At 61.6% G+C, this 26554-nt stretch carries 25 protein-coding genes; 16 read left to right on the forward strand and 9 right to left on the reverse strand.

All coding sequences use genetic code 11. From position 1 onward, the window contains the following. Positions 1–8 precede the first annotated feature (8 nt). A complete protein-coding gene (locus tag ACFQ6H_RS21710) occupies positions 9–1487 on the forward strand; it encodes an FGGY-family carbohydrate kinase (RefSeq protein WP_378648519.1) in 1479 nt (492 codons plus the stop codon). A 22-nt stretch (positions 1488–1509) separates the two neighbouring features. On the opposite strand, the gene ACFQ6H_RS21715 is transcribed toward ACFQ6H_RS21710, so the two are convergent. Continuing rightward, on the reverse strand, positions 1510–2280 hold the full coding sequence (locus ACFQ6H_RS21715; protein WP_378648521.1) for an SDR family NAD(P)-dependent oxidoreductase: 771 nt from the start codon (positions 2278–2280) through the stop codon (positions 1510–1512). A 17-nt stretch (positions 2281–2297) separates the two neighbouring features. Beyond that, a complete protein-coding gene (locus ACFQ6H_RS21720; protein WP_378631908.1) occupies positions 2298–3320 on the reverse strand; it encodes a sugar-binding transcriptional regulator in 1023 nt (340 codons plus the stop codon). A gap of 177 nt (positions 3321–3497) precedes the next feature. On the opposite strand from ACFQ6H_RS21720, the gene eltD reads away from it, so the two are divergent. The 8 genes from eltD to ACFQ6H_RS21760 all read left to right on the forward strand — a co-directional run bounded on the left by eltD (position 3498) and on the right by ACFQ6H_RS21760 (position 12509). Continuing rightward, entirely contained in the window at positions 3498–4571 is a 1074-nt protein-coding gene (gene eltD, locus ACFQ6H_RS21725) for an erythritol/L-threitol dehyrogenase (protein ID WP_378543426.1), read from the forward strand. 131 nt (positions 4572–4702) lie between these two features. Further along, positions 4703–6082, forward strand: coding sequence for an ABC transporter substrate-binding protein (locus tag ACFQ6H_RS21730; protein WP_378532781.1), 1380 nt, complete (start codon positions 4703–4705; stop codon positions 6080–6082). Positions 6083–6119: 37 nt separating this feature from the next. Next, positions 6120–7085, forward strand: a complete 966-nt coding sequence (locus tag ACFQ6H_RS21735; RefSeq protein ID WP_166809424.1) for a carbohydrate ABC transporter permease — start codon at positions 6120–6122, stop codon at positions 7083–7085. A gap of 4 nt (positions 7086–7089) precedes the next feature. Next, on the forward strand, positions 7090–7956 hold the full coding sequence (locus ACFQ6H_RS21740; protein ID WP_021345201.1) for a carbohydrate ABC transporter permease: 867 nt from the start codon (positions 7090–7092) through the stop codon (positions 7954–7956). Continuing rightward, on the forward strand, positions 7956–9131 hold the full coding sequence (locus tag ACFQ6H_RS21745; RefSeq protein WP_378648524.1) for an ABC transporter ATP-binding protein: 1176 nt from the start codon (positions 7956–7958) through the stop codon (positions 9129–9131). The genes ACFQ6H_RS21740 and ACFQ6H_RS21745 overlap by 1 nt, the downstream gene beginning before the upstream one ends. Continuing rightward, complete coding sequence (locus ACFQ6H_RS21750; protein ID WP_378648526.1) at positions 9128–10276, forward strand: ABC transporter ATP-binding protein; 1149 nt, start codon at positions 9128–9130, stop codon at positions 10274–10276. The genes ACFQ6H_RS21745 and ACFQ6H_RS21750 overlap by 4 nt, the downstream gene beginning before the upstream one ends. Positions 10277–10288: 12 nt before the next feature. Beyond that, positions 10289–12037 carry a dihydroxyacetone kinase family protein gene (locus ACFQ6H_RS21755; protein ID WP_378648528.1) on the forward strand — a complete coding sequence of 583 codons (1749 nt, stop codon included), beginning with the start codon at positions 10289–10291 and terminating at the stop codon, positions 12035–12037. After that, positions 12030–12509 (forward strand): ribose-5-phosphate isomerase, encoded by a 480-nt coding sequence (locus tag ACFQ6H_RS21760; protein WP_378648530.1) that lies wholly within the window; start codon positions 12030–12032, stop codon positions 12507–12509. The genes ACFQ6H_RS21755 and ACFQ6H_RS21760 overlap by 8 nt, the downstream gene beginning before the upstream one ends. Positions 12510–12513: 4 nt before the next feature. Here the strand turns inward: ACFQ6H_RS21760 and ACFQ6H_RS21765 are convergent, their stop codons facing one another. Next, the gene (locus ACFQ6H_RS21765) at positions 12514–13230 is read right to left on the reverse strand and encodes an HAD family hydrolase (protein ID WP_378648532.1); all 717 of its coding nucleotides are present in this window, start codon (positions 13228–13230) and stop codon (positions 12514–12516) included. 142 nt (positions 13231–13372) lie between these two features. On the opposite strand from ACFQ6H_RS21765, the gene cycA reads away from it, so the two are divergent. From cycA to ACFQ6H_RS21790, 5 genes are all read left to right on the forward strand, one after another. Then, positions 13373–14836 carry a D-serine/D-alanine/glycine transporter gene (cycA, locus tag ACFQ6H_RS21770; protein WP_378648534.1) on the forward strand — a complete coding sequence of 488 codons (1464 nt, stop codon included), beginning with the start codon at positions 13373–13375 and terminating at the stop codon, positions 14834–14836. 122 nt (positions 14837–14958) lie between these two features. Next, on the forward strand, positions 14959–15729 hold the full coding sequence (locus ACFQ6H_RS21775) for a M23 family metallopeptidase (protein WP_378446373.1): 771 nt from the start codon (positions 14959–14961) through the stop codon (positions 15727–15729). A 125-nt stretch (positions 15730–15854) separates the two neighbouring features. Continuing rightward, entirely contained in the window at positions 15855–17360 is a 1506-nt protein-coding gene (locus ACFQ6H_RS21780; protein ID WP_378648536.1) for a glutamate-cysteine ligase family protein, read from the forward strand. Positions 17361–17501: 141 nt separating this feature from the next. Next, positions 17502–18395: a universal stress protein gene (locus ACFQ6H_RS21785; RefSeq protein WP_378532533.1), complete on the forward strand. Its 894-nt coding sequence runs from the start codon at positions 17502–17504 to the stop codon at positions 18393–18395. Positions 18396–18571: 176 nt separating this feature from the next. Next, positions 18572–19612 (forward strand): LLM class F420-dependent oxidoreductase, encoded by a 1041-nt coding sequence (locus tag ACFQ6H_RS21790; protein ID WP_378543856.1) that lies wholly within the window; start codon positions 18572–18574, stop codon positions 19610–19612. A gap of 32 nt (positions 19613–19644) precedes the next feature. Here the strand turns inward: ACFQ6H_RS21790 and ACFQ6H_RS21795 are convergent, their stop codons facing one another. Then, positions 19645–20457 carry an SDR family oxidoreductase gene (locus ACFQ6H_RS21795; RefSeq protein WP_378648538.1) on the reverse strand — a complete coding sequence of 271 codons (813 nt, stop codon included), beginning with the start codon at positions 20455–20457 and terminating at the stop codon, positions 19645–19647. A 278-nt stretch (positions 20458–20735) separates the two neighbouring features. Between ACFQ6H_RS21795 and ACFQ6H_RS21800 the strand changes: the two genes are divergently transcribed. Continuing rightward, complete coding sequence (locus ACFQ6H_RS21800) at positions 20736–21629, forward strand: universal stress protein (protein ID WP_378532537.1); 894 nt, start codon at positions 20736–20738, stop codon at positions 21627–21629. Positions 21630–21705: 76 nt separating this feature from the next. After that, a complete protein-coding gene (locus ACFQ6H_RS21805) occupies positions 21706–22344 on the forward strand; it encodes a response regulator transcription factor (protein WP_003946380.1) in 639 nt (212 codons plus the stop codon). Positions 22345–22346: 2 nt separating this feature from the next. Here ACFQ6H_RS21805 and ACFQ6H_RS21810 read toward each other — a convergent pair whose 3' ends face one another. The 5 genes from ACFQ6H_RS21810 to ACFQ6H_RS21830 form a co-directional block, all read right to left on the reverse strand. Next, a complete protein-coding gene (locus tag ACFQ6H_RS21810; protein ID WP_378648540.1) occupies positions 22347–24038 on the reverse strand; it encodes a GAF domain-containing protein in 1692 nt (563 codons plus the stop codon). A 27-nt stretch (positions 24039–24065) separates the two neighbouring features. Further along, a complete protein-coding gene (locus tag ACFQ6H_RS21815) occupies positions 24066–24761 on the reverse strand; it encodes a hypothetical protein (protein WP_378648542.1) in 696 nt (231 codons plus the stop codon). A 19-nt stretch (positions 24762–24780) separates the two neighbouring features. Then, complete coding sequence (locus ACFQ6H_RS21820; RefSeq protein ID WP_230814377.1) at positions 24781–25113, reverse strand: cupin domain-containing protein; 333 nt, start codon at positions 25111–25113, stop codon at positions 24781–24783. Between the two features lie 84 nt (positions 25114–25197). Continuing rightward, complete coding sequence (locus tag ACFQ6H_RS21825; RefSeq protein WP_378648544.1) at positions 25198–25689, reverse strand: dihydrofolate reductase; 492 nt, start codon at positions 25687–25689, stop codon at positions 25198–25200. A gap of 2 nt (positions 25690–25691) precedes the next feature. Further along, on the reverse strand, positions 25692–26492 hold the full coding sequence (locus ACFQ6H_RS21830) for a thymidylate synthase (RefSeq protein WP_378543462.1): 801 nt from the start codon (positions 26490–26492) through the stop codon (positions 25692–25694). Between the last annotated feature and the right edge of the window lie 62 nt (positions 26493–26554).

Genomic DNA, 26554 nt, shown 5'->3' on the forward strand with positions numbered 1-26554 from the left:
GTGACTCCGTGGACTTGTTGGTAGGGATAGACATGGGGACGGGCAGCAGCAAAGGGGTTCTGGTGACCCCTGACGGTGTGGTCCTGGCAACCGAGCAGATCGATCACCAGATCTCGATGCCCCGGCCAGGGTGGGCCGAGGTGGACGCCGAGAAGATGTGGTGGTCCGAGGTGTGTGCGATCTCGAAACGTCTTGTGGCGCAAGTTCCCACGAATGCCAAGGTGGCCGGCGTATGTGTCAGTGGTGTCGGCCCGGCATTGGTGTTGTGCGACAGTGAACTTCGTCCTGTTCGTCCGGCTATCCTTTACGGAATCGACAGTCGAGCGTCAGCGGAGGTGGCCTCGCTGACCGAATTGTTCAGCGAGGAGGCAATACTCGATTGTGGTGGCAAACTCCTGTCGAGTCAGGCCGTCGGACCGAAGATCGAATGGGTGCGCATCCACGAACCGGATGTTTTTGCCGCGGCGACGCGGTGGTACGGCTCGAATTCGTACATCGCCGCAAAGCTGACCGGCGAGTACATTCAAGATCATCACACGGCCAGTCAGTGTGATCCGCTCTATTCGGTTCGAGACTTCAGCTGGAAATCCGAGTGGCTCGATCGCATTCTGGGACATCTGGAATGCCCACGTTTGGTGTGGCCGAGTGATGTTGTCGGACTTGTGCACGGTGATGCGGCCGAGCAGACCGGACTACCGGTCGGAACTCCTGTTGTCGCGGGTACCGTCGACGCCTTTTCCGAGGGGTTCAGTGTGGGTGCCCGTCATCCCGGGGATCTCATGCTCATGTACGGGTCGACGATGTTCCTTGTGCAGGTGCTCGACAAGTTTCACAGCAACCCGGCATTGTGGACAACCGCAGGCGTTCAGAAGAATACTCTGGCACTTGCGGCCGGCACATCCACCGCCGGAAGCTTGACCGGCTGGCTTCAAAAGCTCACCGGTGATGCACCATTCGAACAGTTGCTCGCCGAAGCTGAGGCAGTACCGGCAGGCGCCGAAGGGTTGTTGATCCTGCCGTACTTTGCCGGCGAACGTACCCCAGTGTTCGACCCCAAATCCAGAGGCGTGGTCGCAGGACTCTCGTTGCGCCATGGCCGCGGTCATCTGTTTCGAGCAGCCTATGAGGGCATAGCCTTCGGAATCCGTCAGATACTCGAGATGTTCGGTGACACAGATGAACCCGTCCGACGCACGATCGCGGTGGGAGGTGGGGTCAAGAGTCGGGTCTGGACGCAGGCGATCAGCGACATCACGGGACACACACAGTTGGTTCCCGCTCAGACCATCGGCGCCAGCTACGGCGACGCGTTGTTGGCTGCGATCGGAACCGGACTTGTTGCGCCGGATACTGATTGGACGACGCTGTCGCACGAGGTAGTGCCGAATGCAGCCAACAGCGCGATGTACGAGGATTTGTATCAAACGTGGTTGACGCTGTATCCGTCGACGAAGGAACAAATCCACGCCCTCGCCGAATTCGGCTGAACGGCCTGATGGCTGCGGCCGTTCAGCTCACGAGGTAACCGCCGTCGATGGGAAGATCGGTTCCGTTCACCATGGCGGCGGCGTCCGACGCCAGCCAGACGACGGCCTCGGACACCTCGTCCGGTACGGCAAAGCGGCCACTCGGGATACGATTCAACATAGGTGCGGCCTTCTCGTGCTCACCCCATACCGTCTGGCCCATCTCGGTGAGTACAACCGTCGGGCAGACCGAGTTCGCCCGGACGCCGCGGTTACCCAACTCCAAGGCAAGCACTTTGGTGGCCATCACCAAACCGGCCTTTGCGATGCAGTACGAATAGTGCTCGGGCAACGCGCGCAAGGCTGCTGCTGAAGCAACCGTCACGATGGCTCCGCCGCCCGCATCGGCCATGGCCGAGCCGATCTTCGCGGCGAGCAAGGCCGGGGCACGGAGGTTGACGTTCAGAACCGCGTCGAAGTTGGGTTCGGTTATGTCGGTGACAAATTCGGGATACGAGATTCCAGCGTTGTTGACCAGCACATCCAGTCCGCCGAATACCGCGAGAGACTCTTGTGCGACCTGGGTCGGTGCGTCGGGGGATGCGAGGTCTGCAACGAGAATCTCGGCGCGCACGCCACAACTGTCGCGGAGTCTGTCGGCCAGCGTCGTCAGTTCGGAACGGATACGACCGGAGACGATTACGTCCGCACCGGCTTGGGCAAACGCGTGTGCGATTTGCGTGCCGATGCCTTTCGAGGCTCCAGTGACAAGAGCGCGTTTTCCGTCGAGCAGGCGGGCTGACGCAGTAGGCATGGCAAAGCCTTTCGAAGTTACTCGACCGCAAGTATCTGTTGTGCGGTGGTGGGGTCGGTGACGAGTTGATTGAAGTACCGGCTGCGCGCACCGGCAATGATGGGAGCGACTTTATCGGCGCCGACGGCCACGGCGATACCCACCGGGATATCTTGCAGTGCAGACAGTTCGAGCGCAATAAGGCGTTCGCTACCGGGGAAGTCGACGGTGTTGCCGTCGCGATCGTAGAAGCGAGAGCAGATGTCACCCACGGCTTCTCGAAGCGACGACGATGTTATCGGAACGAACTGCGGAATGTCGGCGCGCAGTAGAGGTGGAGCGCCGATGCCCATGAGAATAGCCCGAGCTCGTGGCCACAGGCCGAGAACTCGCTGTATGGCCGGATCCTTGGTGAGGGTCGGATACAGATCGGGACCTGGAAGCGCCGGCGCAAAAAGATAATTCGGACGTCCGCCGATCTTGTTCGAGATCAAGCGGGTGATCTCGTTGGTCTGGTACCACTCTTCCGGTTGGTCGTTGCCACCGACAGTGGGAGCGACCAAGACTCCTGGAATGGGCGTCAGATCGTATTGCGCGACTTCGTAGACCGTCCGCCCGGAGGACACGAGCAGTACGTCCCCTGGCACGAGGCCTGCGCCGGCGAGTGCCTCGGCCGTCGCCGGGGCGAGTACCGAACCCATGACGTCGACCGTGCCTTTCTGCTGCGCCGGAGTGGGTAGGGGACCTGAGAGGTACACGCGATGCAGCCCGAGCTTGACGCGCAACCGCTCGGCCAGGCTTCCATGTGCTTCTTCCTGAGGCGGCACAACTTGGATGCGGACTATGCCCTGCCTTCGCGCCTCGGAGAGCATGCGACTGACGGTGGCGCGGCTGGTGCCGAGGGCTTTTGCCACTTCGGCTTGAGTGGCGTCTTCGTCGTAGTAAAGCTTGGCCGCGGTGTAGAGCAACGCGCGTGTGAAGGTGCTGTTCGTGCTGGTCGGTGCCGAACCGGCAGGCGTGGATGCGGGTAGTGGCATCGCGTCTGAGCTGCTGATCGGCATGACAGAAAGGTACCGCATGAACAGATGCTCACGCACCTAGTTCAGATGAACAATTGTGCTGGACATATGTAATTCGATCCGATACTGTGACCGCCGACACATGAAATTGTGTTCATGTGCAGCCACTGGACCAGCGCTTTGCGCCCCATCCAGACCTGATCCCAAGAGGAGACAACGATGTCCGAGACGATGAAGGCGGTCATCTGCCACGGTCCGCGCGACTATCGACTCGAAGAAGTGCCGAAGCCTGTTCCGGGCCCCGGTGAAGCGCTGGTTCGGGTCGAAGCAGTCGGAATCTGTGCGAGCGACCTGAAGTGCTATCACGGTGCAGCAAAATTCTGGGGCGACGAGAACCGTCCGGCTTGGGCCGAGACCGAGGTCATTCCGGGGCACGAATTTGTCGGTGAGGTTGTCTCGATCGATGCGGAAGGGTCGAAGCGCTGGGGGATCGCGGTGGGCGATCGTGTGGTCTCCGAACAGATCGTTCCGTGCTGGGAATGCCGTTACTGCAAGCGCGGGCAGTATCACATGTGCCAGCCGCACAACCTGTACGGATTCAAGCGAGTCACTCCCGGCGCGATGGCCGAATTCATGGTCTATCCAGTGGAAGCTTTGGTGCACAAGGTATCCAAGGATCTGCCGGCAGCACATGCTGCGTTTGCAGAGCCGCTGTCGTGCTCACTGCACGCCGTGGAGCGGGCTGGAATCACCTTTGACGACGTTGTCGTTGTTGCGGGCTGCGGGCCGATCGGGCTGGGGATGGTTGCCGGTGCGCGGGCAAAAAGCCCGGCGCACGTGATCGCTCTCGACATGGCACCGGAAAAGCTCGAGCTCGCCAAACTGTGCGGAGCCGACATCGTCGTCAACATCGCCGACGAAGATGCCGTGCAGATCGTCAAGGATCTCACCGACGGTTACGGAGCCGATGTCTATCTAGAGGGAACAGGCCATCCGTCTGCAGTTCCCCAGGGCCTCAACATCTTGCGTAAGCTCGGCACCTACGTCGAATACGGGGTGTTCAAAGACGACGTCAGCGTCGACTGGAGCATCATCAGCGACGACAAGGAACTTGACGTACTCGGGGCGCACCTGGGGCCCGACTGTTGGCCGGCCGCAATCCGGATGATCGAGTCAGGCCTGCTGCCGATGGACAAGATCTGCACGCATCAGCTTCCGTTGGAAGACTTCCAGCAGGGACTCGATCTGGTGGCCAGTGGCACCGAGTCCGTGAAGGTCTCACTCATTCCCTGACGGTTCGCACCCCCGACCTGTGCCGCAGGTCGTTCGAGATCCCCACCCATCCAGTTCAGCGGAGAATCAACATGAGTCGTTTCACACCCCGCGTCCCATTCAGCGGTGGTCCACAGCTCTCGCGTCGAGAGATGCTGCGGGCGTTCGGTATCGCGGGGATGGCTGCCGCGAGCGTGCCCATACTTTCCGCCTGTGGTGTCGGTGGCGGTGAGAAGCCGACCAACGGAGCGTCGGAGGTGACGGGCGGATTCAATTGGCGGGCGCTCGAAGGTACGAGCATCAACATCCTGCAAACCCCGCACCCGTATCAGCAGGCGTTGCAGCCGCTGCTCGCTGATTTCACCGAATTGACCGGTATTACAGTCAAAGCCGATCTGGTGCCGGAGGCCGACTATTTCACCAAGCTCAACACGGAACTTGCCGGTGGTACCGGCAAGCACGACGTATTCATGCTCGGCGCGTACTTCATCTGGCAGTACGGGCCGCCGGCCTGGCTCGAGGATCTGCAGCCCTGGCTCGAGAACACATCGGCCACCAGCGACGAGTACGACTTCGAGGACATCTACGAGGGGTTGCGTACCTCCACCCGCTGGGATTTCGAGTTGGGGTCTCCACTCGGAACCGGTGGGCAGTGGGCACTACCGCTCGGATTCGAGAACAACGTCGTCACCTACAACAAGAGGGTCTTCGACGACAAGGGCATCAAGCTGCCCGACACATTCGACGGATTGATCCAACTTGCAACGGATCTCACGGATCGAAGTGAGAACGTCTACGGAATCGCCACGCGAGGCTCGAAGTCCTGGGCGACGATTCACCCGGGGTTCATGACGCAGTTCACCCGCGAGGGCGCGAAGGACTACGAATTCCGGGGTGGCGAGTTGGTGGCGACCATGGATTCGGACAAGGCTGTCGCCTTCACCGAGAAGTGGATCGACATGATGCACGCTGCCGGACCGACCTCGTGGACAACGTACGACTATCCGCAGGCGACAGGCGATCTCGGTGACGGCAAGGCAATGATGGTCTACGACGCGGACAGTGCGACGTACCCGAAGAACAAGCCCGGAGCCAGTCGCGAAGCGGGTAACCTCGCGTGGTACCCGGGTCCGGCGGGTCCGGACGGGAGTTACGCGACCAACCTGTGGACGTGGTCGTTGGCCATGAATGCGCGTTCCGAGAAAAAGCATGCGGCATGGCTTTTCCTGCAGTGGGCCACCAGTAAGGGAACTCTCAACGACGCGGTCAAATCAGGCATCTTCGCGAACCCCGTGCGCGAGTCCGTGTTCAACGAAACTTTCAAACAGGAAGTCGGCGACGGTATGCCGGGCTATCTCGAAACGTTCGAGACGGTGATCGGCAGTTCCAAGATCCAGTTCACGCCTCAGAAGAAGTTCTTCGACACCACCGAGGACTGGGCTGTCGCGCTGCAGGACATCTACGGCGGCAAGGACGCGAAATCGACGCTGTCCTCGCTCGCCAAGACCAACACATCCAAGGTAAACCTCTGATCCGCGGCGGATCACCGGAGCAAGGGAGTAAGGAAAAGTGACTACCCAATCCACCCGTCCGCCGTCGGAGGCGCACTCCGCGAAACCGGCAGGCGCACCGCCCCGCAACGTCGAACCTCCCGAAGTACCGATGTGGCGACGCAAGCTGCGCCCCTACATCCTCTCGATTCCGGCTGTGGTGATCGTTGTCGGAATTCTCTATCCGTTCGTGATCGGCGCGTACTACTCGTTCTTGAATTACGCGGCAGTGAACCCGGATCCGCAGTTCGTGTGGTTCAAGAACTTCGCGAGTGTCCTGGGCGACTCGAGCTTCTGGACCAGCGTGCGTGTGACCGGAGTCTTCGCGATTGTCGCCACGGCAGTCGAGACGGTGATCGGCGTCGGCATCGCGCTACTGCTCAACCGTTCGAGCTTGATCGGGAAGATCTTCGAGAAAGTGCTGATCCTTCCGTTGATGATCGCACCGGTCATCGCCGGCGTGATCTGGAAGCTGATGTTCAACCCGCAGTTCGGAATTCTGAATCACGTTCTGGGACTGGGCAACACATTCGACTGGTTGAGCAGTCAGAACGCGCTGTGGTCCGTCATTCTGGTGGACCTGTGGATTTTCACTCCCTTCGTGGCAATTCTTGTTCTCGCCGGCATGCGTTCGCTACCGAAGGAGCCGTTCGAAGCGTCCGAGGTGGACGGTGCCAGCTGGTTCTACATGTTCCGCAGGCTGATGCTGCCCATGTTGTGGCCATACATTCTGGTCGCCGTGATCTTCCGATTCATGGACAACCTCAAAGTGTTCGACGCGGTGTACGTCCTGACTGCGGGTGGACCAGGACTGTCCACCCGAACGCTCCAGATCGGCGCGTTCGAGGACTCGATCATCAATCTCGACTATTCCCGCGGCAGCACCTACATGTTCTTGCTGTGGATCATCGTGTTCGTCACCGCGCGCTATCTGGTGAGCGTGTTGGGCAAGGCGCAGCGTCGTGCTGCCGGAGCGGAGTCGTAAAGTCATGGCCAGTGAATTGATGCCAGGCCAGAAAAGATTCACGGTGGGTGCCGTAGCCGCGGACATCGTGTTGGTCGTGTGGTTCGTCTTCTCGCTCTTTCCCATCCTGTGGATGTTTCTGCTGGCGCTGAAGACTCCGGCCGAGCAGACCACCACATACTTCAAGTTCAGTCCCACGTTCGAGAACTTCGGAACCGTGCTGAGTCAGAAGGGCACGGACCTGACGAGTGTCGACTTCAAGTCGGCTCTGCTGACAAGCTTGATCAATTGTGGCGGTGCTGTTCTGGTTTCGTTGGCTATCGGCATTCCGGCTGCGTATGCTGCCGGACGCTGGAAGTACAAGGGATCCAACGATTTGATGTTCAACATGCTGTCCTTCCGCTTTGCGCCGGAGCTGATGGTGATCGTGCCTCTGTTCGTCATCTACAACCAGATCGGGTTGTTCGACACCAAACTCGGGATGGTGTGGGTTCTTCAACTGGTGACGATGCCCCTGGTGGTCTGGATCTTGCGCTCGTATTTCGAAGATCTGCCTGAAGACCTCGAACAGGCGGCCCTCCTCGACGGGTACACGCGCAAGCGAGCTTTCGTCATGGTGGCGCTACCACTCGTTCGTCCGGGAATTGCTGCAGCAGCGCTGCTTTCGTTCATATTCGCGTGGAACAACTACGTATTCCCACTCATCCTCGCCGACAGCAACGCCGGAACAGTCACCGTCGCGGTGACCAAGTTCCTCGGTGGTGGCGGACAGGCCTACTACAACCTGACAGCTGCGGCTGCGGTGATCGCTGCACTACCACCGCTGATTCTGGCGTTGACGATCCAGCGATACCTTGTGCGCGGACTGTCGTTCGGGGCGGTGAAATCCTGATGGTCGCACTTACTGTCAAAACATTGACCAAACACTACGGAAAGACCGTGGGCATCGACGGCATCGACCTCGACGTGGCAGACGGTGAATTCCTCGTCATTCTGGGACCTTCGGGCGCAGGCAAGACGACGACGCTCAAGTCGATAGCCGGACTCGTCGAAGTCGACGACGGCACGGTCGACATCGGGGGAGTGGACATGACGCTCGTCGAGCCGTACCACCGCAACGTCGCCATGGCCTTCGAGAGTTACGCGTTGTACCCACAAAAAACGGTGTCCGAGAATCTGGCGTCACCACTGAAGTCCGGTCGAACTGGAAAATACTCGGAGGACGAGCAGAAGCGCCGGATCGACACCGTCACCAAGACCTTGGGAATCAACCACCTTCTCGAGCGCTTTCCACGGGAATTGTCGAACGGGCAGCGGCAGCGAGTTGCTCTCGGGCGAGTGTTGGTACGGCCGGCCGACGTGTACCTTCTCGACGAACCGCTCTCACATCTCGATGCCAAACTACGGGCGGCGATGCGTGCCGAATTGCGTCAGCTCGGTCAGATGTCCAACACCACAACGGTATACGTGACACACGATTATCAAGAAGCGCTGGCGTTGGGTGATCGTATTGCGATCCTGCGGGAGGGCCGGTTGGTCCAGATCGACACACCGGCGAACATCTGGCATGCGCCCGCTGACACCTTCGTGGCGCGCTCGCTCGGCCAACCCGAGGTCAACGTGTTCGACGCAGTAGTCGACGACGCAGCGCTCCGGGTGCTCGGAACCGATCTGGAGGTCGAGATTCCGTCGGACATCACGATATCTGCGTCGGCTGGCGCTCGAATCGGTATCCGACCGTGTGACATCGAGATCCGGGCAGATTTCTCGCGGAACTCCGGTTCGGTGGCCGTACGCGGCCGCATCCAACTGGTGGAGCGTCTCGGCCGCAATGTCGAACTCTCGATAGATCTCGGCGGCGGGGTCACGATGATCGGTCTGTCTTCGGGTGGTTCGCTCGCGGTCGAAGGCGCCGAGATCGTTGTGGAAGTGGCGCGCCAGAACATTCACCTGTTCGAGGGAGCGCCAGAGGGAACAGACAGTCGACGACTCGGCAGCGCGATCGCCGGCGCCGGTAGGTCCGGCGACAGTGTAACGACCCATGCAGCACAGGAGGACAGGCGATGACCACTACCGCCGATAGCCGTCGCGCCACGAAGGTCGCGCAATCACTCACCCTGGACAACCTGGAGAAGACCTACTCTTCACGCGGGCGGGCAACATTCCACGCGGTCAAAGGAATCGACCTGCACATCGAACCCGGTGAGCTGGTCGCCCTGCTAGGTCCTTCGGGATGCGGCAAGACGACAACCCTGCGGATGATCGCCGGACTGGAGACCGTCTCGAGTGGGGAGATCTTGATCGGTGACCGGAAGATCAGTCAGTTGGCGCCCGGGAAACGAGGCGTCGGGGTTGGATTCGAGAGCTACGCTTTGTATCCGCCGCTCTCGGTGCGCGACAACCTCTCGTACGGATTGAAAGCCCGAAAAGTCGCGGGCGCAGACGAACTGGTGTCCACCATCGCCCGTCGTCTCGAGATGGAGGACCTACTCGACTTGCGTCCGGCAGGATTGTCGAGCGGGCAGAAGCAGCGGGTTGCACTCGCTCGGGCGCTTGTGCGCAATCCGCCGGTGCTGCTCCTCGACGAACCGCTCTCGCACCTCGACGCGTCGGCGCGGCAACGGGTTCGGCGTGAACTGAAGATGCTGCAACGCGAATTCGGCTACACCACAATCGTGGTCACCCACGACCAGGTCGAAGCGCTGAGTTTGGCCGACCGGCTTGCGGTGATGGACGGTGGCATCATCCAGCAGTACGGCACTCCTGACGAGGTGTTCGACGATCCGGCCAACATCTTCGTGGCGGAGTTCGTGGGCGAACCTCAGATCAACATGTTCGACGGAATTGTCCGCCTCGAGAACGGATCTGCGGTTGTTGCCATAGGCTCGGCTGGTACCTTGCCGGTCTCGGCACGCAATGTCGTTGAGGGTCAGTCGGTTCGGGTCGGGGTTCGCCCCCAGGACATGACTATGGTGCCGGGGCCTGCCGGGAATCGGCAGATCACCGTGCACGTGAAGCATTTCGAGCACCTGATGGAGTTCGGTTTGGTACAGGTGAACGCAGCGGGAACCGAGTCGACTGGCTCGGGATCAACGCTGATGGTTCAGACGCCGGCCCACGAGAGGTTTGCGGCAGGCGACGAGTGCGCTGCGACTGCTCTTCCCGAACGTGTCTATCTGTTCGACCCCGAAACCGGAAATCGACTGCGTTAGAGGTATTTTGTCATGACTCGGCTATTCAACGATCCGGCGACATTTACGGAAGACATGCTCGAGGGGTTCCTCGACGCCAACTCCGACTATGTTGTCGGTGTACCAGGCGGTGTAGTACGGGCCCAGGAGACACGACCGGGCAAGGTTGCGGTTGTCGTGGGTGGCGGCTCCGGTCACTATCCCGCGTTCTGTGGTGTTGTCGGGCCGGGGTTCGCCGACGGCGCAGTGGTGGGAAACATCTTCACGTCTCCCTCCGCCGCGGAGGCGACCTCCGTCGCCCGCGCCGTCGACAGCGGTGCCGGGGTTCTTCTGACCACCGGAAATTATGCGGGTGACGTGATGAATTTCTCGCTCGCAGTGAAAGCTCTGGCGCACGAGGGAATTGATGCTCGATACTTGCCGGTCACCGACGATATTGCGAGTGCATCGGCGGAGGACATCACGAAGCGGCGGGGAATCGCCGGTGATTTCACGGTGTTCAAGATCGCGTCGGCTGCTGCGGAAGCGGGGTACAACCTCGACGAGGTACAGCGAGTGGGCGGCGCGGCGAACGACAACACACGAACACTCGGTGTTGCTTTCGACGGATGCACCATGCCGGGCGCGGATCACCCACTTTTCACAGTGGAAACCGGAATGATGGATCTGGGGCTCGGTATTCACGGAGAACCGGGTGTATCCACGCACGAGATGCCAAGTGCCGCAGAACTGGCGCGGCTATTGGTCGACGGCGTGCTTGCCGAACGACCGGACGGTACCGGGACACGCGTCGGTGCCATCCTCAACGGGCTCGGGCGTACCAAGTACGAGGAATTGTTCGTGGTCTGGGGAACCGCGTCGAAGCTGTTGCGGGAGGCCGGATACACGATCGTCTCGCCGGAGGTCGGAGAGTTGGTGACCAGTCTGGACATGGCCGGTTGTTCACTGACGCTCATGTGGTTGGACGAGGAACTCGAATCGTTCTGGACCGCAGCCGCGGACACTCCGGCATTTCGGCGCGGAACATTCGGTGTGGCAACACGATCGGGGGAGCGTCGCAGGGCCGCTTCCGTGCACGAGACGTCTGGTGTGAGCGCTGCGGGCGACGAGCACGGGCGACGATGCGGAGAAACTGTGGCTACGGTCATCGAGGCTCTCGCTCGGGTGATGGCGGACAACGAGGAAGATCTGGGCCGTATCGATGCGGTGGCAGGCGACGGAGACCACGGGCGCGGGATGGTTCGGGGAACCGAGTACGCGACGCTGGCAGCGCAAGCCGCAGCCGCGCAGGGTGCAGGGCCGCAAGGAGTTCTGACTGCAGCGGGTGAAGCCTGGGCGGCAAAGGCAGGCGGAACCTCCGGCGTGCTGTGGGGTGCCGCGCTTACGGCGATGGGAACCAGGCTGGGCGACAAGGGACAACCAGGCGCCCATGACCTCGCTGACGGTGTGCGGGCGGGCTACGACGCGATAGTGGCGCTCGGTGGAGCAAAACCAGGCGACAAGACGATGCTCGACGCCCTGTGGCCTTTCGTGGAAACCTTAAGTGCCGCAGTCGGAAACGGGGTGCTCACGGCACAGGCGTGGGACGAAGCCGCCGTCGTTGCCCAGACCGCAGCCGACGCCACGGCACAATTACGCCCGCTGGTGGGTCGGGCACGACCGCTGGCAGAACGGAGCGTCGGCACCCCGGATGCCGGTGCGATGTCGATGGCGATGTGTGTCCGTACCGTCGCCGATTTCTTGAACACGAACTCTGAACGCAAGGAGCACGATCATGGCTGAGCGACTTCGTATCGTCGTCGGTTGCGACGACGCCGGCTTGGAGTACAAGCAGGCACTCAAGGCCGACCTCGAAGCCGACGACCGCGTGGAGGTGGTGACCGATGTCGGCGTCGGGAACGATGAGCACACGGCGTATCCACACGTTGCTGTCACCGCCGCCAGGTTGGTGGCCGACGGCAAAGCCGACCGGGCGCTCCTCGTGTGTGGAACAGGCTTGGGCGTCGCCATCAGCGCCAACAAGGTGCCGGGGGTCCGCGCGGTGACTGCCCACGACAGTTTCTCGGTGGAGCGATCGGTTCTCAGCAACGACGCGCAGGTTTTGTGTTTCGGGCAGCGAGTGGTCGGACTCGAACTCGCCAGACGACTGGCGAAGGAGTGGCTGGGCTACCACTTCGACACTCGGAGTGCCTCGGCCGAGAAGGTTGCTGCGATCGGCGAATACGAGACTGCCGGCAAGCCCGGCGACTGCTGATCGCTCAGAGCAGGCCGAACTTTCGGACTGCGTCGAGTAGCGCGTGCGGACGTTCGGACGTCGGCAGCGGATCGACGAGTGCGAACTGGCATCCGACGTCGCGGGCGGCGCCGTCGGCGACATCACTGTCTCCGATCATCAGAGTCTGCGCCGCGTCCACATCGAGTTGCGCCAGGGCGTATTCGAAGATTGCGGGCTCCGGCTTGACGGCACCCACCTCGAACGAGAGGACGAACTCGTCGACCCAGACGTCCCAGCCTCGGTCGACGAACGCCGGACGGATGTCGAAGGCGATGTTGCTCAGGACTGCGGTTCGTATGCCCTTCTCCGACAATGACTTCAGGACTTCGCCGGTGTCCGGGTACGGCGACCACTGGTCCGGATCGACCAGCAGAGCGTAGAAAGCCTCGGCACGAACCGGATCGGGAACTCCGGACTTGCTCAACACGTCGAGGTAAGCCTGGCGATGCAGCTTCGGATCCCGGTCGCGGTTCTCCCACGCGTAGATACCGGCTTCGTCCATCTCGACGGTTCTACCCACCGGCGCGGTCATCCGGCGCATCAGCTCGGCTTGAGCATGCACGTCGAGCGGATCCCCTTGGTGATCGACGAGGTGCTCGTTCCAATCGTCGCTCTCTTCCAAACGGAAGAGCGTTCCGGAGAAATCGAACAGCGTCGCGGCGATATGTCCGTCTTGATGGGCCGTGCTGTCAGTGTTCACCTCGACAGGTTATCGGCGTCCGCTTTCCGATGCGTGATGTGAGCCAGTGCACGCGTACTTTGAGAGGGCACATTTTCCGAGGTTCCCCCGACGGGCGTGATTTCGACGCCCCGGATGAACCGAACGACGAGGGGGATCCTCCGTGTCCGACCACGCGAACACACCAGATTTGACGAAGCCGTCCGGCGAAGACCCCCACCTCTCACGTCAGCTGTCCAACCGGCATATCCAGCTGATCGCCATCGGTGGGGCCATCGGCACCGGACTGTTCATGGGATCGGGCAAGACGATCTCTCTCGCCGGGCCTTCCGTGATCTTCGTGTACATGATCATCGGCTTCATGCTCTTCTTCGTCATGCGTGCGATGGGGGAGTTGCTGCTCTCGAACATGGCGTACAAGTCTTTCTCGGACTTCGCCGCTGACCTGCTGGGCCCCTGGGCGGGATTCTTCACCGGCTGGACGTACTGGTTCTGTTGGATCGTCACCGGCATCGCGGACGTCATCGCGATTTCCGGCTACTTCAAATACTGGTGGCCGGGTCTCGCGGCGTGGATTCCTGCTTTGCTGACGATCGCGGCGCTGCTGCTCCTCAATCTCCCGACCGTTCGCGCCTTCGGTGAAACCGAGTTCTGGTTCGCGCTGATCAAGATCATCGCCATCGTCAGCCTGATCGTCGTCGGCATCGTCATGGTCGTCTCCGGGTTCACGGCGCCGAACGGTGCCACCTCCGGTATCGACAACCTCTGGAACGACGGCGGGATGTTCCCGACCGGATTCATGGGCTTCGTCGCCGGCTTCCAGATCGCCGTGTTCGCCTTCGTGGGTATCGAGCTCGTCGGTACGACGGCAGCCGAGGCGAAGGACCCGGAGAAGAACCTGCCGAAGGCCATCAACTCCATCCCCATTCGTGTCCTGCTGTTCTACGTCGTTGCACTGACCGTGATCATCGCGGTGACTCCGTGGCGTGAAATCAGCGCAGACAAGAGTCCGTTCGTCGCCATGTTCACACTCGCCGGCCTCGGCATCGCTGCATCGGTCATCAACTTCGTCGTGCTGACCTCCGCCGCATCTTCGGCGAACTCGGGTATCTACTCCACCTCGCGCATGGTGTTCGGGCTTGCACAAGAAGGCGACGCACCGAGGGCTCTCGGCAAGCTGAACTCACGCAAGGTTCCCGCGAACGCCCTGATGTTCTCGTGCATCTTCCTGCTGGCGTCGCTGATCCTGCTGTTCTCGGGCGACTCCGTGATCGAGGCCTTCACCGTCGTCACGACCATCTCGGCGCTGCTGTTCATGTTCGTGTGGACGATCATCCTGGCGAGCTACATGGTGTACCGGAAGCGTCGTCCGCACCTGCACGAGGCGTCGAAGTTCAAGATGCCCGGCGGCATCGTGATGTGCTGGGTCGTGCTCGCGTTCTTCGTCTTCATCCTCTGGGCGCTGACAACCAAGGACGACACCCTGCAGGCACTTGTCGTCACGCCGATCTGGTTCGTCGTTCTGGGTATCGCGTGGGCGATCATCCGCCGCCGACCCGCTCACCGGGCACGATACGACGCATTCAAGTCAGAACTGGACGCCAGTCGACAGAACGGCGAAAAATAGTTTTGGTCAAGATCGGGTAACGGTGGCGGCCGCCTTGATCAAACTGTTACATTCTTCGGCAGACAGAGGAGCGGGCTTCATCAGAAGGACGCTGCACGCCGACGACTGACGGAGTACACACTGTGGGAAACCACCACCGCACGGGCAATGACGATGTTGTCTTCGAGATCGATCCCGAGGCAGCAAGCGGCCGCCACCGCACCGCGTCGTCTGGCCCTGGTGCCGGTGTCAAGGCAGGCGTCGTAGCTGCGGCTACCGGTGCACTCCTCGTCGGTGCAGGCCAGATGGGTGCAGGAACCGCTGCTGCGGCGCCCGCAACACAGACCATCGCGGGCTTCGAACTCCCGCAGGGTCTGCTTCCCGAGGGCGTTGTCGTTCCGGCTGAATTGGCAGCTCTTCCCGCTCTCGACATTCCCGAGCTTCCCGATTTTGCAGCTGACCTCAACACGCAGGCACAGCAGTTCCTCGCCGGTATCAATCCCGGCACGTCCGCTCGCACGGTGCAGCCGGTGTCCGGCACGCTGACCTCCACCTTCGGTTCGCGCTGGGGAGCACACCACGGCGGCCTCGACATCGCAGCCCCGATCGGTACGCCGATCCTGGCTGCCGCCGACGGCCAGGTCATCGACGCCGGACCGGCGTCAGGTTTCGGCCTGTGGGTCCGTGTCCAGCACGACGACGGCACCGTCACCACGTACGGTCACGTCAACGATTACCAGGTGAACGTCGGTCAGCGTGTCAACGCCGGCCAGCAGATTGCCACCGTGGGTAACCGTGGCCAGTCCACCGGCCCGCACCTCCACTTCGAGGTTGCCGAGAACGGCGCAAAGGTCGATCCCGCAGCGTGGCTGCAGGCCCGCGGCGTGGCTGTCACCTGGGTAGACAACTCGTAAGAAAGCTTCTTGTAGAACTGCGGTGGTGCCGGGAAAATCTTCCTGGTGCCACCGCAGTTCTCGTTTGTCGGTGACCCCGGCCGGATAGCCTTCAGTGACGTTGATCGTCGAAGGGGGAACGCGCGATGGGTGCAGAGGTCACGGCAAGAGAATTCACCAGAGCCGACCGCAGGCTCTTTCGTAAGAAGGTGCGCTCATGCGTCGACGCCATGAAGCAGATGCTCGACGGTGGTGACTTTCGGGACGCCGTCGACAAGCCGGCGCCGCTGCTGGGTATGGAGATCGAATTCAACCTGGTGAACGGAGACATGGCTCCTGCGATGTCGAATCGTGAAGTACTCGAATCCATAGACGACGCTGCGGTTTTCCAAACCGAGCTCGGACAGTTCAACGTCGAGATGAACGTCGAACCCGGCCCGCTCACCGGTGACGCGACTTTCGAATTGGAAAAGAAACTGCGGGCGTCCCTCGACGTCGCAGACGCGCGAATCCATGCGCACGACGCCGAGATGGTGATGATCGGGATGCTGCCGACACTGCAGCTCGAGCATCTCGATCGAGAGTGGATCACCGCCAACCCGCGCTACGAATTGCTCAACGAGCAGATTTTTGCTGCGCGAGGAGAGGACATCGAACTCGACGTCGAAGGTGTCGCGCTACCTGGCGGCGACGTGGAACTTCTTCGGGCCGATACCAATTCGGTGGTGCCGGAGGCGGCGTGTACGTCCATGCAGTTGCATCTGCGGGTGGCGCCGGAAGAATTTGCCGCGCACTGGAATGCCGCGCAGTGTCTGGCCGGAGTGCAAGTGGCGTTGGCCGCCAATTCTCCTTTCCTGGCGGGCAAGGCACTCTGGCACGAATCACGCATTCCGATCTTCGAACAGGCCACGGACACCCGAACTTTCGAGCTCAAGAATCAAGGTGTGCGTCCGCGGGTGTGGTTCGGTGAACGGTGGATCCATTCGGTGCTCGACTTGTTCGAGGAGAACTCGCGGTATTTCCCGGCCCTGCTGCCTGATGTGTCGGACACCGATCCACTGGAAGTGCTCGCGGCGGGCGGGGTTCCGGAGTTGAGCGAGCTTCAGATGCACAACGGCACGGTCTACCGGTGGAATCGACCGGTGTACGACTGCTCGGATGGCAAGCCGCACTTGCGTATCGAGAATCGCGTACTGCCGGCCGGACCGACCGTCGTCGACATCATGGCCAATGCAGCCTTCTACTACGGAACCGTTCGGGCACTGGTGAACGCGGAGCGGCCACTGTGGTCGCACATGTCTTTTCACGCGGCGGAAGAGAACCTGCACATCGGCGCCAAGTACGGACTGGATGCGACCCTGTACTGGCCGGAGATCGGTTGGGTCGGTGCCGACGAGTTGATATTGCGAAGGTTGCTGCCGTTGGCGCACGAGGGCTTGACGGACTTCGGATTGTCCGCCGCCGCCCGCGATCGGTACCTCGGCGTCATCGAAGGGCGGTGCATGAATCGGCAGACCGGTGCCGCCTGGCAACGAGAGCATGTTGCGCGGGCGGAGGGCTCTGGCGCGGACCGCTCGACTGCGCTCACCGGAATGCTCCGCGGTTACGTGGAGAACATGCGCACGGGAGATCCTGTTCACACCTGGTCCTGATTGCTCTGCTAATTCTCCTATCCGTCAACAGTTTCGGGGACCTAAGTCCCCGAAATCGAGAGGGGGCGACCCCAAAAAAGCCGGACAAGTGGGATGGTTAGAGTGAAAGTGGCTCGGTTACTTCTTCAGGAAGGTGGGCACATGAGTTCACGCGAACATAACAGTGTTGTTGTCGGAGTCGAGGGTTCGGACACTGCGTCCACCGCGCTCCGCGAAGCCGCGAAAATCGCCGCCCAGCGCGAATTGCGACTCGACATCATCCACGCTCTCGACTTCGCGCCGTACGGTTTCGGTGGACCGTACGTCGACGCGGGTGGGGTGTACGAATGGGTCGAGGAGGCCGGAAAAGCGATCTTGGCAGAGGCGGAACAGTTCGCCCGTGAGATCGATCCGAAACTGGAGGTTCACACCGAAATCGCCATCGGCAGTGCAACTCAGTGGTTGATCGAGAGTTCGGCACAGGCCAGGCGCGTCGTTGTCGGAGCTTCTGCATCAGGCAAGGCGGCAACGGCAGTGCTCGGCAATACCGCGGTCGGGGTAGCCAGTCATGGCAAGTGCCCGGTGATCGTCGTCCGAGACCGCGACGGCGCGGTGCCCTCGGAGGGGCCGGTCGTGGTCGGCGTCGACGGCAGCGCATTGAGCGCGCAGGCCGTCGGGGCGGCTTTCGAGGAAGCGGCATTCCGCGGCGTCGAGTTGGTGGCGCTGCACGTGTGGAGTGACCTCGGTAGCGCGGCATTCGAAGACCCGAGGGCCGCTGCACTCGCACCACAGTCCCTCGAAGAGGAAGAACACGCAGTTCTCAGTGAGAGCTTGGCAGGTTGGTCCGAGCAGTACCCGGACGTGAAGGTCCGGCGCGAGGTCTACCTCGACAACCCACGCGGACGGCTGCTGGACTGGTCGGCAAAAGCGCAGCTCGTCGTCGTCGGTAGCCGTGGTCGCGGTGGATTCCGCGGCATGCTGCTCGGCTCGACCAGCAACACCCTGATCGCTTCGGCCAAGTGCCCCGTCATGGTGGTTCGTCCCGAAGAATCCTGACCCTCTTCAGGTTCTCCCGCTACCCCGTTCATTTCGGTCATCGAATATGAACGGGGTAGTCACATGAATGCGGACTCAGGTTCCGTAGTGTTCGATGTGAGTAAGTGTTCGATGGGAGTACCACTGCCCGTGTGCGCGTCGCACACGGCAGCAATCGTCAGGATTGGGGTTACAACGTGCGTATCGGTATGGGTTTGAACTACAGCGGCGGGTTCGCCGAAACCGTCGAAGAGGTCGGTGACCTGGAAAAGGCCGGCCTGGACATCGCCTTCGTCCCGGAAGCGTATTCCTTCGACGCGGTCAGCCAGCTGGGTTACCTGGCGGCCAAGACGTCGACAATCGAACTCGCTTCGGGAATCTTTCAGATCTACACCCGTACGCCTTCGTTGACCGCGATGACGGCAGCGGGCCTGGACTTCGTCTCCAACGGCCGCTTCGTCATGGGACTGGGCGCCTCCGGGCCGCAGGTGATCGAGGGATTCCACGGCGTGAAGTACGACGCTCCGTTGGGGCGCACGCGTGAGGTCGTCGAGATCTGCCGCCAGGTGTGGCGCCGCGAGAAGGTCGAATACCAGGGTAAGTATTACCAGGTCCCGCTCCCCGCCGAGAAGGGCACCGGACTGGGCAAGCCCCTCAAGCTGATCAATCATCCTGTGCGTGAGCGCATCCCGATCTTGATCGCTTCGCTCGGCCCCAAGAACGTCGAGCTGACAGCCGAGATCGCCGAAGGCTGGGAGCCGATCTTCTTCCATCCGGAGAAGGCAGCCAGCGTGTGGGGCGAGCCGATCGCCAAGGGCAAGGCCAAGCGCGATCCGAGCCTCGGCGAGCTTCAGGTATACGCGTCGCCGGCGCTCGCCATCGGTGACGACGTCGACCACATGCTCGACTGGGTGCGCCCGAGCCTTGCGCTCTACATCGGCGGCATGGGCGCCAAGGGCAAGAACTTCTACAACGACCTCGCAGTGCGTTACGGCTACGAAGAAGCCGCTGAGAAGATCCAGGATCTCTACCTCGCGGGCAAGAAGGACGAAGCCGCAGCAGCAGTCCCCGACGAGCTGGTTCGTGCCGTGTCGTTGATCGGTCCCGAGAGCTACGTCAGGGAACGCGTCGCAGCCTTCGCCGAAGCGGGCGTCACGACGCTCAACGTCACGCCGTTGGCTGCCGATCGCAACGGCCGTGTCCAGCTGATTGAGAAGTTCCGCAAGATTTGTGACTGACCCTGCCGTGCGCCTTTATTAACCGCCCGCGGTTAATAAAGGCGCACAGCAGAGCGGGAAATAGTCCTGTTCATGAAGGGTCGGATGGCCGGCTCCAACAATCCGCCCGCTCGGATCAGAACTTTCGTGAGCGGATCTGCTGCGATGTGATGGTGCCCGCGCTCCATTCCGTTCAGCGCCGCTCGTGCGACGACCGACGGTTCCACCGGGGTGATCGCACCGGAAACCGCAGCAGTCTCGGGCGGTTTCCGAGCGTTCTCCACGTCGAATCCGGGCGTTCGAGTGTCCGGGGGATAGAGGACGCCGACGGTGATTCCGTGTGGTTCCATTTCGTATCGCAGGCTGTGTGCAAGTTGGTGGACTGCAGCTTTGGTCGGGCCATAGCCGCTGTATCCGACAACACCGATCAGGCCCGCGGTGGAGCTGGTCAACAGTACCGAGCCGTTGCCGCGTGCCACCATCGCTGGGAGGACAGCGCGTAGGACATGCACGGCGCCCAGATAGTTCAGTGCCATCTGAGATCCGAACTCAGCGACGTCGACGTCGAGAAATCGCCCGGGGAGCGCGGTTCCTGCGCAGGAGACCAGAGCGGTGCACGTGCCGCTGCGGGACTGCAAATCTTCGACGGCTCGTTGAACGGCATCGAAATCCGTGACGTCGGCGCTGGCCCATTGCGCTCCGATTCGGGAGCCGACTGCTTCCAACCGATCGGCGTCGCGCGCAATCAGTGAAACCTTTGCCCCTCGAGTTGTTGCCTCATTGGCCACTGCCTCACCGATTCCGGACGAGCCTCCGGTGACGATCAGGTGAGAAGTGTTCCAGTCGATTCGGGATCTCTTGCGCACGAAACCCGATTTTAGGCGCTTGTTGAAAGGACTTTTTGCACTTCTGACCGGTCGGGTTCTTCACCTATCGTGGATCGGGTAGCCAGGGTCCGCGTGCGAATCCGGCTCCAGTGGCCTCGTTGACGCCCGAAAGGGATGTTGGCGGGGCCGTTGCCGCAGTAGACCCGAAGGTCGAATGTCCGATTCGGGACTCGCGTCGGCTGATGAATCCTTTTTGCCGTCATTGGGCAATAGTGTGAGGGCGTAGAGATTCTGTGGTCGATAGTGGAGGGACGAACATGAGTGCAACCAAACCCGTCGTCGTAGCGGTAGACGGTTCGGAATCGGCGTCGTCGGCTGTCGTCTGGGCGGCGAGGACGGCGGTGGCGCTCGGTCGCCCCCTCCATGTCGCGACGGTGGTGCACATCCCCGCCTTCTACTACTCCGAGCCGTACCTCGCCGAGAGCTTCAAGGAAGAACTGCGCCGAACTGCCACAGCTCGTCTGGACAGCGCGCAGATTCTTGCGCGGCAAAGCATCGATGACGACCTCGAGATCGTCACCGAACTTCTTGACGGCAGCGTCTCCGATCGGCTGATCGAATTGTCCAAGAGTGCGTACATCATTGCGCTCGGACCGCGCGGACACGGTGAATTCACCGGACTGGTCGTCGGTTCCGCGACTGTGTCCGTGGTCTCGCACGGTGAATCGCCGGTTGCAGTTGTCAGAGGGCGCACGCTCGACGGGCGACCGCCGACCGAAGGTCCCGTCGTCGTCGGCGTCGATGGATCCGAGAGCAGTATCGAGGCAGTCGAGCATGCTTTCGAGCAGGCTTCGGCGAGGGGCGCCACCTTGATTGCGGTCAACGTGTGGAGCGACGTGAGTGTGCAGCCCTCGCTGGGCGCCACCCCGGAGGACAAGCTGTGGAGCAGCATCCAGACAGGCGAGGAAGTTGTGCTCGCCGAGCAATTGGCCGGATTCACCGAGCGTTACCCGGACGTCGTCGTCGAGAGGGTCGTCGCGCGTGACCGTCCGGTCCGGGTTTTGAGCGAATACGCGGAGACGGCGCAATTGATAGTCGTCGGTAGCCGTGGGCGCGGCGGATTCGCGGGAATGCTCCTCGGATCGACCAGTCGGGCGCTCCTGCACACTGCGGATTGCCCGGTTCTCATAGTCCGGCACGACAACAAGTGAAGAGAATGCATTCAATGAGTTCTGAGTCCACCATCTCCGGTACCGTTCGACTCGAGATGTCTTTTGGAGGGGTTCGATGACAACGCGGATATTCCTGGTCGACGATCACGAGATCGTCAGACGCGGATTGTTCGACCTGCTCGGCGGGGTCGAAGACTTCGTGGTGGTGGGCGAGGCCGCATCCGTGGGAGAAGCATTGGCTGCGGTACCGCAGAGCAATGCCGACGTCGCGGTTCTGGACGTGCGGCTGCCTGACGGTAACGGCGTCGAACTGTGCCGCGAGCTCCGCTCGATGCTTCCCGACCTGCGCTGCCTGATGCTCACCTCCTACGCCGACGACGAGGCGTTGCTCGACGCGATCATGGCCGGCGCCTCGGGGTTCGTCCTCAAACAGATTCTGGGAACCGATCTGGTCGCTGCCGTCCGCACAGTTGGGCGTGGCGGTTCACTGCTCGACAGTCGGGCGACGGAGGCGCTGATGCAGCGGATTCGTAGCGACCGCACAGCTGATCCGTTGGCCGAACTTTCCGATCAGGAGCGCGCAGTCTTCGATCTCATCGGAGAGGGACTCACCAACCGGGAGATCGGCGCGCGGTTGTTCCTCGCGGAGAAGACGGTCAAGAACTACGTGACGCGTCTGCTCTCGAAGCTGGGTATGCAGCGTCGTACTCAGGCTGCAGTGCTGGCCACCGAAATCCGCAGCGGTAGTCGATAGATCTATCGACCGGACTTCGGCCGATTCGAGTTGGTGCGGCCTAGCGGCACTCGCCAGAGCAGACGTGCACCGCTCGGATCGTGGTTGACGATTGTGCATGTACCGCCGCAGTGTTCGGCACGGCGCTCGAGATTGTGAAGTCCGCTCTTGTGGAAGTCGGAGGGAAGACCCACGCCGTCGTCCTCGATCGTGATCGCGAATTCGACATCCGCGGTCACCGCGATGGTGATGTTGTGGGCCTGTGCATGCCGCAGGACGTTGCTCAGTCCTTCACGCAGCACGGCCTCGGCGTGCTGATGGATTCCGGGATTCACCAGAGTGTCGATGGCGCCGGAGAATTGGACGCTGGGGGTCACCGCGGACTGCGCGGTGGCGTCGCCGATGACATCGAGGAGGCGTCGGCGCAGGCTCGACGAACCGGCCGCAGTAGGAGTTTGCAGATCGAAGATGGTTGTCCGGATCTCGCGGACGGTCTTGTCCAACTGTTCGAGGGATCGTTTGACAATCGCGCGTGCCGACGCGGGGAGGGCCTCGTCCGGAAGCGTGCTCTGCAGGCTCATTCCACTCGCGAAGAGTCGCTGGATGACGTTGTCATGCAGGTCTCGTGCGATGCGATCGCGGTCGGCGAGGACCGACAGCAGACGCTGGGCCTTTTGCTTTTCGTCGAACTCGATTGCAACGGAGCCGAGTTCGGCCATCGACTCGATTCGGGTCAGTTCGTCGTGGTCCCAGTGCGTGTTGGTGGAATTCGACGCCACGATGATCGCGCCGACTACACCCGAGGCGACGCACATCGGTGCAACGACCGCACTTCCGGCCGACGGCACCAGTTCTGTGAGCGCACCTAATGTGGTGAGCACCTGTAGCTTTCGGGTACTCCGCACGACGTCGAACGGATAGGTCGTCGCTGGAATTCTGACCCCACGAGAAGTGGTTCGGGCGCTGGCCGCAGCATGGACCTGGGCATACCCGTTCTCGCAGATCACCACGATCACGTCCTCGACCCCGGTCAAATCCCGAACGCGGCTGGCAAGAAGTTGCAAGCCGTCCTCGAGCGAGTCACCGGCCAGCAACCGGGAGCGAATGGCAGATGTTGCGGTGAGCCATCTTTCACGAGTTCGAGACTGCTCGAACAGTCGGGCGTTTTCCACGGCGATACCGGCTGCGATGGCGAGAGCCTCCAGAATGACCTCGTCCTCCTGGGTGAACTCGGCTTTTCCTCGCTTCTCGGTCAGATAGATGCTGCCGAACACCTTTCCTCGCATCATGATCGGCGCTCCGAGGAAGCTCTCCATCGGTGGGTGGTTTGCGGGGAATCCGACCGATTCGGGATGGTCGCCGAGATGCGCCACGCGCAAAGTCTGCGGATGATTCATCAGAACACCCAGAACGCCATGCCCTTCGGGAAAATGTCCCATGATCGCGCGCTGGGACCCGGGGATTCCCTCGTAGACGAATTCCGAGAGCCCGCCCCCTGGCGCCGCAACTCCCAGGGCGCCGTAGCGACAATCCAGAACCGTTGTCGCAGAAGTAATGATCCGTTGAAGTGTCAGGTCGAGATCAAGGCCTGAACCGACGACCAGGACCGCCTCGAGCAGACGGTGGAGCGTGGGGATGTCTGCGTTGGAATCGCCCAGGCGGTCGAGCAACTCGCCGAACGTGCGTGCCGGACTGTGACCCGAAGCTTCGACCATGGTCGAAGCATATCGCCTCGCGGAACGTCAGCCCTCTTGACGGCGACCTTCCCACCACGAAGACCAGTGATGCTTGATTTCGTCGAACTCGTCATCGCTCAGGTTGTAGGTGGTCAGCAGGATCGACATACCTCCATCGGGTCGCTGGGCAGTCACGGACTGCGAGGCGACCGACAGCAGGCCAGGGCCGAGATCTTCGACTGTCAAGCCGAATTGGTGGTCGGTGACGAAGTCGACGACGCCCTCGAAGTAGTCGCCGGGAGCGATCGTCGCCGCGTACCGACTTCCCGCTTCCAGTTCGATTTCGGTGATCCCGAGGACGGTCGCCACGTTTTCGCCGGGGAGCAGAAGGCCGTCGAGATAAATTGTCCTTCGCTCGGCCAGCCCGTGGTGTTCCACGGCGAATCTGAGCAACTGGAGGAACGTCGTCCACCCCTCGGTGATGTCGTCGTACCAGTCGTCTTCTGCCGACTTTGCCGGCCGATCGATGCGGACGAGCGTCTTGCCGTTTTGTTCCAATAGAGAGAAACGGTCACCGTTTCCGAGTCTCAGCGTCAACGCTTCGGGGTCGGCCTCGGCGGTGGAGTAGATCTGGGTGATTTCGTCGTCGAGTCCGTCGTACTCCCAGCCGAACCAACGACGAATCAGCGACGGATCACGCAGCGCGGGCCAGAGTACGGACGGGGCTGCGACGATCGACACTTCGATCACGGTTTCGCTCATCCGGAAGACGCTACCGACTTCAGCCCTTCATGGCGACGGTCAGCAGAAATGCGACGTCTTCGAGCGCTTCGACACTGTGCCGGTCGGCCGGAACGGCAAGGAAATCACCGGTGGATCCTTTCCACTGGTCGCTCCCACACACAAGATTCAGCTTCCCGCTCAGGACCAACAGCGTGGCTTCGCCCGGACTGTCGTGTTCGGCAAGGCTCTTGCCGGCGCTCAGCGCGATCACTGTCTGCCGCAGGCTGCGTTGGTGGCCGCCGTAGACGGTTTGTGAACTGCGACCGCTGGTCGCCGAGCCCGCCAGTTTCAACTGTTGGCGAGCGAGAGCGGTCAGTGACTTCTTGTCCATCGAAGACCTCTCGAAAGCGGTGAATGTCCTTCTTGGAGTATGACCGACTCACTCGCGAGGTGCCTCGTTATCGACGGAAGTCGGTCAGCGCGTGTATTCCAGCCAACGGAAGCGCAGCCCGCTCTTCTCCGAGGTCTGCCAGGGCTCGTCGGACTTCAGGTTCCATTCGGAGCCGATCTCGGGAGCAAAGGCGTCACCGGCGGTATCGAGGTCGATCTCGGTGACCAGTAGGTGCGTCGCGAATGGCAGTGCAGCCGAATAAATCTGCCCGCCACCTACGACGAAGACGTCACCGTCCGGCAATGCCAGCGCGTCGTCCAGATTGTGGACTACCTCGGCGCCTTCGGCGTGCCACTCCGGATCGCGCGTGACGACGATGTTCCGGCGCCCGCTGAACGGCCGGAACTTCAGTGGAATGGAGTCCCAGGTGCGCCGCCCCATGATCACCGGATGGCCCATGGTGACGCGTTTGAAGTAGGCCATGTCCTCGGACACGCGCCACGGAATCGTATTGTCGGTGCCGATGACGCCGTCATGGGCCTGCGCCCAGATGAGCGTGACTGTGCGATCGGTCATCGTCAGACCGCTACCGGCGCTTTGATCGCGGGGTGGTGTCGATAGTCGACGATCTCCACGTCTTCGAAGGTGTAGTCGAAGATGGAGTCGCGCTTGTTCAGCTTCAAGGTCGGCAACGGCAGCGGTTCGCGGCCGAGCTGCTCGGTCACCTGGTCGACGTGATTGTCGTAGATGTGGCAGTCGCCGCCGGTCCAGACGAACTCACCGACGTCGAGTCCGGCCTGCTGGGCCATCATGTGGGTCAGTAGCGCGTAGCTGGCGATGTTGAACGGAACGCCGAGGAACATGTCGGCGCTGCGCTGGTACAGCTGGCACGAGAGCTTGCCGTCGGCGACGTAGAACTGGAAGAAAGCGTGGCAGGGCGCCAGCGCCATCTGCGGAATGTCGGCCACGTTCCATGCCGAGACGATGATCCGCCGGGAATCGGGGTTGGAGCGCAGGGTCTCGACGGTCTGCGTGATCTGGTCGATGTGCTCGCCCGAAGGGGTGGGCCAGCTACGCCACTGGACGCCGTAGACGGGGCCGAGTTCGCCGTTCTCGTCGGCCCATTCGTCCCAGATGGAGACGCCGTGCTCGTGCAGCCATGCCACGTTGGAGTCGCCGCGCAGGAACCACAGGAGCTCGTTGACGATCGACTTGAGGTGGACCTTCTTGGTGGTGACGAGCGGAAAGCCGTCGGCTAGATCGAAGCGCATCTGGTGACCGAAGATGCTGCGGGTGCCGGTTCCGGTGCGATCGGATTTAGCGGTACCCGTCTCCATGACGAGCCGGAGGAGGTCTTCGTAAGCAGTGGAGACAGTCACGGGAATCAGTCTAGGGCCTAGCCTGCTGTGCGCCTTTATTAACCTCCGGCGGTTAATAAAGG

The organism is Rhodococcus sp. NPDC056506, from assembly GCF_042794945.1.
Lineage (GTDB): Bacteria > Actinomycetota > Actinomycetes > Mycobacteriales > Mycobacteriaceae > Rhodococcus_F.

Excerpts from the sequence above, each read along its gene's own strand:
- ACFQ6H_RS21825 (WP_378648544.1), bottom strand. The coding sequence starts at position 25,689 with ATGACCGATCGCACAGTCACGCTCATCTGGGCGCAGGCCCATGACGGC.
- ACFQ6H_RS21760 (WP_378648530.1), top strand. The coding sequence starts at position 12,030 with ATGGCTGAGCGACTTCGTATCGTCGTCGGTTGCGACGACGCCGGCTTG.
- ACFQ6H_RS21810 (WP_378648540.1), bottom strand. The coding sequence starts at position 24,038 with ATGGTCGAAGCTTCGGGTCACAGTCCGGCACGCACGTTCGGCGAGTTG.
- ACFQ6H_RS21740 (WP_021345201.1), top strand. The coding sequence starts at position 7,090 with ATGGCCAGTGAATTGATGCCAGGCCAGAAAAGATTCACGGTGGGTGCC.
- ACFQ6H_RS21730 (WP_378532781.1), top strand. The coding sequence starts at position 4,703 with ATGCTGCGGGCGTTCGGTATCGCGGGGATGGCTGCCGCGAGCGTGCCC.
- ACFQ6H_RS21745 (WP_378648524.1), top strand. The coding sequence starts at position 7,956 with ATGGTCGCACTTACTGTCAAAACATTGACCAAACACTACGGAAAGACC.
- ACFQ6H_RS21715 (WP_378648521.1), bottom strand. The coding sequence starts at position 2,280 with ATGCCTACTGCGTCAGCCCGCCTGCTCGACGGAAAACGCGCTCTTGTC.
- eltD (WP_378543426.1), top strand. The coding sequence starts at position 3,498 with ATGTCCGAGACGATGAAGGCGGTCATCTGCCACGGTCCGCGCGACTAT.
- ACFQ6H_RS21805 (WP_003946380.1), top strand. The coding sequence starts at position 21,706 with ATGACAACGCGGATATTCCTGGTCGACGATCACGAGATCGTCAGACGC.
- ACFQ6H_RS21780 (WP_378648536.1), top strand. The coding sequence starts at position 15,855 with ATGGGTGCAGAGGTCACGGCAAGAGAATTCACCAGAGCCGACCGCAGG.
- ACFQ6H_RS21750 (WP_378648526.1), top strand. The coding sequence starts at position 9,128 with ATGACCACTACCGCCGATAGCCGTCGCGCCACGAAGGTCGCGCAATCA.
- ACFQ6H_RS21785 (WP_378532533.1), top strand. The coding sequence starts at position 17,502 with ATGAGTTCACGCGAACATAACAGTGTTGTTGTCGGAGTCGAGGGTTCG.
- ACFQ6H_RS21755 (WP_378648528.1), top strand. The coding sequence starts at position 10,289 with ATGACTCGGCTATTCAACGATCCGGCGACATTTACGGAAGACATGCTC.
- ACFQ6H_RS21820 (WP_230814377.1), bottom strand. The coding sequence starts at position 25,113 with ATGGACAAGAAGTCACTGACCGCTCTCGCTCGCCAACAGTTGAAACTG.
- ACFQ6H_RS21800 (WP_378532537.1), top strand. The coding sequence starts at position 20,736 with ATGAGTGCAACCAAACCCGTCGTCGTAGCGGTAGACGGTTCGGAATCG.
- ACFQ6H_RS21815 (WP_378648542.1), bottom strand. The coding sequence starts at position 24,761 with ATGAGCGAAACCGTGATCGAAGTGTCGATCGTCGCAGCCCCGTCCGTA.
- ACFQ6H_RS21720 (WP_378631908.1), bottom strand. The coding sequence starts at position 3,320 with ATGCCGATCAGCAGCTCAGACGCGATGCCACTACCCGCATCCACGCCT.